General features: G+C 42.9%; 7 protein-coding genes and 1 pseudogene. All 8 read left to right on the top strand.

What is annotated here, in order from left to right; all coding sequences use genetic code 11:
* Positions 1–637, top strand: a 637-nt coding sequence (locus tag PG888_RS21760) for a site-specific integrase (RefSeq protein WP_270816016.1), incomplete at its 5' end; no start/stop codon positions are given.
* A gap of 1010 nt (positions 638–1647) precedes the next feature.
* On the top strand, positions 1648–2658 hold the full coding sequence (locus PG888_RS21755) for an AAA family ATPase (protein WP_270694359.1): 1011 nt from the start codon (positions 1648–1650) through the stop codon (positions 2656–2658).
* Between the two features lie 576 nt (positions 2659–3234).
* A pseudogene (locus tag PG888_RS21750) lies at positions 3235–3650 on the top strand (helix-turn-helix domain-containing protein); the annotation flags it as partial.
* A 787-nt stretch (positions 3651–4437) separates the two neighbouring features.
* Complete coding sequence (locus tag PG888_RS21745; protein ID WP_270694360.1) at positions 4438–4923, top strand: hypothetical protein; 486 nt, start codon at positions 4438–4440, stop codon at positions 4921–4923.
* A gap of 105 nt (positions 4924–5028) precedes the next feature.
* Complete coding sequence (locus PG888_RS21740; protein ID WP_270694362.1) at positions 5029–5733, top strand: hypothetical protein; 705 nt, start codon at positions 5029–5031, stop codon at positions 5731–5733.
* A gap of 91 nt (positions 5734–5824) precedes the next feature.
* Positions 5825–6391: a hypothetical protein gene (locus PG888_RS21735; RefSeq protein ID WP_270694364.1), complete on the top strand. Its 567-nt coding sequence runs from the start codon at positions 5825–5827 to the stop codon at positions 6389–6391.
* A 98-nt stretch (positions 6392–6489) separates the two neighbouring features.
* Positions 6490–6969 (top strand): hypothetical protein, encoded by a 480-nt coding sequence (locus tag PG888_RS21730; RefSeq protein WP_270694365.1) that lies wholly within the window; start codon positions 6490–6492, stop codon positions 6967–6969.
* A gap of 57 nt (positions 6970–7026) precedes the next feature.
* Positions 7027–7608: a hypothetical protein gene (locus tag PG888_RS21725; protein ID WP_270694366.1), complete on the top strand. Its 582-nt coding sequence runs from the start codon at positions 7027–7029 to the stop codon at positions 7606–7608.
* Positions 7609–8051: the final 443 nt, after the last annotated feature.

Here is an 8051-nt window from a genome sequence, read left to right as displayed (position 1 = left end):
CAGCGCTATGTTGGCGGCCATATTGTTGTTTATGCGCGCGGGGATAAGACCTGCTGAACTAGCCACCATAACTGCGCAGGGTAATCGGCTCACCGTTATCGGAGCCAAAAAAAGTCATGATGGCAAACGTGGTGCAGATAGGGTCTTACAGTTTGACACGCTGTCGCCAGAGAAATTGCAACTCATGGTGACCGAGGCAAAGAAAGCAAAAATTGGCTCATTGCAGGACAGGCTGCGTGCGGCGGGCAAAAACCTCTGGCCGGCGCGAAAATCGCTGCCGACCTTTTACAGCTGGCGCCATCAGATGGGCTCTGAGCTCAAAGCGTCTGGGCTCGACCGGCAGCGCATTGCCTACATCATGGGTCATCAGGCAACGTCTTCTGTGGACAAATACGGCAATCGTAAATCCGCTAATGGTAACGTGTTACCCACTTGCCCAGCGGATGCTGACCTGAGCCATATCAGGACAACGCACGCCGAGCTTTCTGTGGATAACAAAACTCATCGCCAGGTAGCTACACCCACAACAGTGGCTGAGCCTTCGCCGAGCGCAGATTCAACTGCCCCAACAACGCCGAGAGGCATGGCGGCATTCATCAATCGGCATCGCGATGCCGATGACGACTTATCCCGATAAGGGAGCGGCTACAGGGGGACAGCCTTGCTGCTATCACTGCATGGCAAATCCCCCTGGGGCGCAACCGTAAGAACGCCTTCGTCGCAACCGTAAGAACGCAGAGCCAACACAGCGTAAGAACGCGGGGTAAAACATTCTTACGAACGTAAGAATGTGGGTGTGGTGAGAGTAGCGAACCCGGAACCCCCGTAGGTTGCGCAGCGACCGGAGTGGGGTGGAGAACCCATTTTTATGGAGGGTATGAGGCGGTCAATATGGCATGACATGAGCCGGATATAGGTGTCCAGGTGGAGTCTGACGAGGCACGAGGAAGAACTACCTTGACGCCTATATATCGGTGACGGTCATCCATATTGATGGCGCAATACCCGCCATAAAAACTGTTTAGATGATTATTTGTTATTACACAAAACGCAGCCATAACATCGCTTGGTGCTGATCAATCGAGGGCGTTTACATCACAACCAGTATCTAACCAGTAGAATTTATGACAGCGGAAAAGGCACCATATTGTTTAACTAAATAGAGGAATAGATGAAAATTATAAACGAGATTTTGGCAATCATTTCAGAACACCCGCGCACCGGATCTAGCAGGGTGCTGGCTGCTGCGTTGGCATCGGCATGTAACACTCAATACACAGTGTCATTGCTCGATGTGTCTGTGAGGCTCGATGAAAGTGGCAGGCGGCTGGTTGAGCGTCTGGCTCGGATCACTCAGGAACCTGACTATTCGAACGCTGCACAGGATAAGGCGCTCGAACGCCTGCGGGCTATAGGACTCGTTTGCTAATCGAGGACAGACGACCAATGCCGCCATTATTGGTGGCATTTTTATACCTGATCATCCATGCCCTCCATATTGATAGCGCAATACCAGACATAAAAACACTGTATCTGCAACAACACGGGGTAGTTAATTATACATATACGCATGATTAGCTTATGAATATATGTAAACGATGAGACATATCAACAGTACCAAGTCACCACAATAATAAAGGTATATTTATGGTTAATGAAAAGCATTATAATTTCAGTCCTGCTGCTGGATTAATTGCCAGCCAGCAAAGCCCTAATTGGGTGTTGGATAATCTGATTGAAAAAGGCGAGCAGTGGATTATTAATGGCTCGCCCAAAACGGGTAAATCGCTGCTTGCAACGCAGTTGGGCTTGGCTGTAGCCAGCGGTAGTGTATTTTTAAATTGGGAAATTAAAAAGCCTGCGCTCGTATTGTATATGGATTTTGAGGTCAATGACAGATTGTTTTGGCAGCGGTACTACACTATGTCGGCACAGACCAACTTGGGAGATGCAAAAAACATTAAAACATTCTTGCGGTGCGGCGATTATAAATCGACTGATGTATTAGATCCTATGGCATCACAGGCAATATTAGATATTGTCAACGACATTCAACCGGATTTGATCATCTGGGATGTCCTCGCACGGATGCATAATGCAGCGGAAAACGACAATGGTGAAATGGGTCAGGTGATGCGAGCCATTCGAAAAATCAGCGGCGCCGCTGCACATATCATCGTCCATCACGCGAGAAAGGTGTCTCCTAATGCAGGTGGGGTTAACGCTGGCGTAATGAGCATGCGAGGAGCTTCTTCGATTCATGGTGAGGCCGATGGCGTCATCTCACTGGGGACGCGAGAGGGGCAAGGGGCTCGCTACAGCCTGACGTTCAGTGCGAGGGCGGTTGAAACACCTGACGAAATACTCCTTAATCGTATTGGGCTGACATTAGTCAGTGCCATCGGGGAGGAGCGCGACAAGCTGATGGATGGGCTGCTGGAGGCGCTGGAAGGCCAAGCGGTGATTTCTGCCACCACATTGACCGAGAGGTTTTGCCAGTATTTCTCTGTAAAAGAACGGCAGGCAAAAAATTACATAAAAAAATGTGTCGATAATGGTTGGGTGACAAGGGTGGCGACATCTGAACGGACTGAATATGTATTAACAGATGGCATTGCTATCACACATTTAGCAGATTCATCCACATCCGCCAATTAATTGGATGTAATGGTGCAATGAACTACATATATATAAGTATTGCATGTGATATATTGCACCCCCTTAACAATCCCCCGGCTCGATGAGGATAAATCTACTCTTATCCTCATCGGTTGACATCTCGGAAATAAGTAGGTATGAAAGCATCAAGCATTCATTTTAAAAAGTCTAGCCCCCCCGTTTGTTTTCAAATCCAAAAGGAATTTTTTCATGAAAACAAAAAAAGGTTTTTTTTATTTTACTGGCTGGAATTGAATTTCATGCTGCCTCTTTTTCAGTGCGCGATCCTCCTTATCGCCATTTCTAAAAATGCGTCTCATCGGAAGCCGTCTTTACTTTCATAAATTCCACATAGAACTGCGTTCTATGTGAATATATGATCCAGAGTTTAGCTACGCAGGTCAAGACGTGGCGTAGCAAGGGAGGCCGGTGGGCACGGCACAATCAGAACTTATCTCAGAGTATTAACGATCCACTCTGAGCTCGTTAGGAGAGACCCGTCGGCCAAGTTACTGGTGCGGGTGCGTTCAAAATACGAGAAAATTCTACTTATGAGCACCCCAGTTTTTCGGGGGGATTACCCTCAGTGACCATGGCCTGACGCAGGCTTGCATTGCCAAACAGATCGGCGTTCTCGCCCATCGACCATCAGCCGTGAGCTTCGTCGTAATCGGGATGAGGAGGACAATCATCCGCAGCAGGCTTACCAGCGGGCCATTGCACGACGATGGACGAGTTAGACGCACTCTGTTCCCCCGGATACCATCGACTTCGTGCGCATGGCATTGGGCGCAGACTGGAACCCCGAATAGATCAACGGAGTTGGCGAGCGCATCAACTGTCCGGTCAGTTATGAGTGGATGTACCGCTATGTGGCACGAGATAAGGCCAATAGCGGCACGCTATACCGGCACCGGCGCCAAGGCCATAAACGTTATCGCAAGGGTAATAACAGTAAGTGCAGTGTCATTCCCAATCCGGTGTTGATTGATTAACGGCCTGCGATAGTCGATGAGCGCTGCCGTCTGGGGTGAACGCCCGTTCGTTATTGAGAGCTTTCCCCTATAGCTGGTTTGTAGCTGTCCAGCATAGTTTGGAGCATGTGGTGCAAGGCCACAGGAAGTCCTGTAGAACGCAGCATGTAGCAAACCTGCTGTGGCGGAGGAGTGTCTTATGGCTGTCAGTCCAGAGCCCCGCATGGGGTGATCAACAGCCTTTTGCGATAAGTCAAACAATTGTTGCTTTTTAAGATATCCATTTGAGTTATGACATCGATCACGTTCATACTCGCAACCGTATGTTATCAGTGGGGAACTATGCCAGTTGCTGAGAAAATTATGGTTATGTGCATACCTTGGCAGGAAACAAGGTACTAGGTATTTACGGGCACTCAAGGGATGACGTAACTGGTTGTAGCAAATAAAGAATTTTATCCAGTGGAGATAAGCGTTGATGGTGACCATGGCATAACGCTCAGTGAGCATCTCCTCATAAATACTGTCGAGAAAAGGAGATCCTGGCTTGCGCATCGTCATTACCCTAAAGAACTGTTATTATGCACAGTGCAGGTGCTAATGGAACCTATGGTTGGATATAGAGGAAAAAATGCTATCTATCTGGCGGTGATAAATTTGACATTTTCAGTAACACATTGAAAAGAGATAACAATGATGCTGATATGTCATACGAAGCTTGGTAGGATATGCGGAACAACAGCATGTTGCTATGTGGAAGCATTCCACATAATAAATTGTTATACGATACAAATGGTACTCATGAATGCTTATTCAACGAAGTATTGCAGATGATTTATTATATAAATATCAAGCGGTGATGATGTACTTGAATGGTGGATTGCTTCCAAATGGCGCTTTGGAGTTTGCAGCCATTCGACCTGAAATTTATAACTGCCTTGATGAAATTAATGATGCAATGTCAGGTGTTGTTGGTGGCGATTTTGTGAACAACCTGAGACGTGCAGTTTATGGAAAATTCATATATCTTAAAAATTATAAAGATGGTTATGCTTTTATGCATATAGAGACAGGTGCTTTCTATATGGCATTTGCATTAACAACGCGCATCGAAGAACTATCCAAAGAGTTTGCCGTGGTTAATACCGCACTAATCCCATTTAACGGAATTCTTGTGTGTGATGGCCTACTGACAACATACAATGTCACATTAGGTAAAAACTACATCAAAGAAATCCGTGATGCTTATTGGAAAGCAAAGCGGAGCGGCTCGCTAATTAGATTTGTATAACAAATAGTTCAAGTCGTTCGCTTCGCTCACTGGGACGCGCATAAAGCCGCGCGCCCCATAACTAAAATGTTAAACGCTTATGAAAATTCATTTAGAGGTTCAATGATGGCTTCATTTATCGGTAGTTATGAGGATTTCATTAAATTCATTGGACCACGCACGCGTAATGTTGTTAACAGCATTTCCAGAAAACACAAAAGCGAGATCAACAAATGCGAGCACTGCGGAAAAGAAAACATTCCTTTTGAAGCGGCCCACGTTAAAGGTCGAGAGCGCCCTGTAATCATTAAGGAGATTACATCAGAGTTCGAACACAATGGGGTTATAACTATAGACTTAGAGAACTTTGAAAACCTATTTATAAAAACACACTATCCATTGCATAATTCAATTTTAGTTTTATGTACGGCCTGTCATCGACAGTACGATTCAAGCAATGAGGCCCATCAAACTATAGATTTTACTGAAGCAGCAGAAATCGAAACAAGTACAGATAATTTACCTAGTAACGCACAAATAACAGATTATTTTCGCAATTGCGCACCAGGATTCACTGATGAGATCATCAAGAATTTACAGTCAACAGACTATTGTAGAGATATTTTTGGTGTCCACTATGCAGTGTTAAAGGAAGTTCCTAGCAATGCAACGCCCGTTGAAATAAGAGAACTTGTTAGAATTAATGGATACCCTCGTTGGTCATCACAAAGACCGATTGAAAGAGGTGATAAAAAATATCTTGTCACAACCCAATGGTTTCAACAAAACAGACAACCATTCGTTAATTGGTGCTTAACAATAAGCGCTTAACAAATAGTTTAAGTCGTTCGCTTCGCTCACTGGGACGCGCATAAAGCCGCGCGCCCCATAACTAAAATGTTATGGCGCTGAGGAAAGTTAATTGGGTAACTTTAAGTTCTGTCCTGATATTTCTGGAATAGCTCCTATTGAGCTTAGGCCTTACATGGTCGAGAGCGCCTACGACTACTACATGATATGCATAACATCACCACATCAACGGATGAGCATCCAAACAGTGATGTGCGCGCTAGCCATCGAAATTCTACTAAAAAGCTTCCATGCCAAAGTAACGGGAAACCATGGAAAACTAAATGAAACCTACGGATTCAATAAAAAAGAGAGTCTCCCCAAGGAGGCAAACGCACATGATCTGATAGCGCTCTACGAAGCATTACCTAAAGAAATCAAAGAATACTTATTCAAACCAGTCGACCTTGATATCTTGGCCGACAATAAAGATCTATTCACCCAAAGCAGATATGTATATGAGTCAACCGCAAACAGATCCCACAATGACAGCATCATAAAGCTAGCAGCCTGTTTAATATGCAAAATTATATTTCTATACAAACAACGCGAGTGTGCTGATCCGTTCATAACTTCATTTTATATCGAAGAATTCTACCTGAACCAAGTGCAGCAAATACTTGCGTATTCAGCGCCATAACAAATGGTTCAAGTCGCTCGCTCGGGACGGGCTAAAGCCCGGCCCTTAACCAAAAGTTATGTTTTTAATCGATTTATATTGTTAATTCTGGAAAACATATGTCCTATAACGAAATAATTACTGCGATTATTGCTATTTTAGCTATTATTATTAGTTTATATGCAAATCGCACTAGTCGGAAAACTCAAGAACAAGCTAATAAATTACAAAAAGAAGCTAATCAGTTACAATTAGCACAAGCTAGACTTGCACAAAAACAACTTGAAATGACAGAAAAAGAAGATATTGAGAACAATAGAATCAAAATAAAACTTGAATTAATAAAATCTGGCAAATCACATAAATTTATACTGAAAAACATAAGCAATATTGAAGCTTACAATGTAAATCTATTGATACACCCTAATAATGACTTACTAGTAGACGAGAAAGAAAAACTGCCTATAAAAATATTATCCCCATCAAGTAATGTTCCCATAACCGCATTCCTTGGTGATGCAAGTGCTTTTAATGCAACAATTAGCTGGACAGATAAAAATGGTCTTTCAGATTCCGTTGAAACATACGTTGCAATCTAAAGGTAAAATAGAAACATAAAAAATAATATTAAAATCTACAATTCAATAGGCTATTACATGAGCTATATCAAAGGCAGTGTTGGATATCTGCAACTTTCCGACTGGTGGTTAAATGAGTTATCTCAAATAGAAAGAGATATCATTCTAAATATCTACAACCCAATGGGGTGTTCATCTAAAAACCTAATTGTTGGTGATATTATATCCACCTCTGAGACTCGTGTTAATCTAATTTCTGGCATAGCAAGCTGGTTAAAAGATTATGAAAATTTAGAACTTGCTAAAAAGTTATTTACCAAAGCAGAAAACCTAATAGACTCCAAAACATCAACTTTAGACATTCATTTTCTATATCACAATGAAATAAAAATTTTCTATAAACATAGAATTAAAATTGGGATTGAGCCGACGATTAATTCATGTGAGAAACAAATACGTATTTCAGTGAAGTCGGCAAAGGCATTAATATCTGAATATGGAATACCATTACCATCCCATAAGGGCTATCAACAACTAGCTATAATTTTAGAAAAGCTAGCCGAATATCAAAAATGCATAAAAATTTGCATAAAAGCCAAAAACCAAGGTTGGTCTGGTGATTGGGATAAAAGAATTGAGCGTTGCTTAAAAAAAACATAACAAAAACTTAAATTCGGACGGCACTACGTGCCGCCAATTAAGTCGAAGTTATAAGTTTTTGCGACTGTGAAGGAATACAAAATTGTGTCGTGGTAAAAAACATTGCGTTGTACCTGTCAACCAGATAAGGCCACAACGCTACTCACATTGCCATGATGACGATGAAAGATGTTGACTTTCTTGTATTTTGCTCTATAAAGAAGTGAAAAATCACATGACAAAAGCCTGAGTCAATCAGGTTGTTTTTGTAACGATTAAAATCAACGTAAGTCATTGATATTGATGGTTATATTTGAGTGATGATGGACGAAAACGAGGGTTCGAATCCCTCCCTCACCGCCAAATTAAAAAAACCGACCTCATGGTCTAATGCCGATCAGTTAAGGATCCATTGACCGATCCTCCTGATGTGTAAAAATCCGAAACCTGTTGATTGGTTTCGG

This window comes from Aeromonas sp. QDB23 (genome assembly GCF_027707745.1).
Classification (GTDB): Bacteria; Pseudomonadota; Gammaproteobacteria; order Enterobacterales; family Aeromonadaceae; genus Aeromonas; species Aeromonas allosaccharophila.
Note: the sequence above shows the minus strand (reverse complement) of the source record. Positions and strands in the feature narration are given on the sequence as shown.

What these genes read in the sequence shown, in the direction of transcription:
- PG888_RS21730 (WP_270694365.1), top strand. Translation starts at nt 6,490, where the DNA reads ATGTCCTATAACGAAATAATTACTGCGATTATTGCTATTTTAGCTATT.
- PG888_RS21755 (WP_270694359.1), top strand. Translation starts at nt 1,648, where the DNA reads ATGGTTAATGAAAAGCATTATAATTTCAGTCCTGCTGCTGGATTAATT.
- PG888_RS21740 (WP_270694362.1), top strand. Translation starts at nt 5,029, where the DNA reads ATGGCTTCATTTATCGGTAGTTATGAGGATTTCATTAAATTCATTGGA.
- PG888_RS21725 (WP_270694366.1), top strand. Translation starts at nt 7,027, where the DNA reads ATGAGCTATATCAAAGGCAGTGTTGGATATCTGCAACTTTCCGACTGG.
- PG888_RS21745 (WP_270694360.1), top strand. Translation starts at nt 4,438, where the DNA reads ATGCTTATTCAACGAAGTATTGCAGATGATTTATTATATAAATATCAA.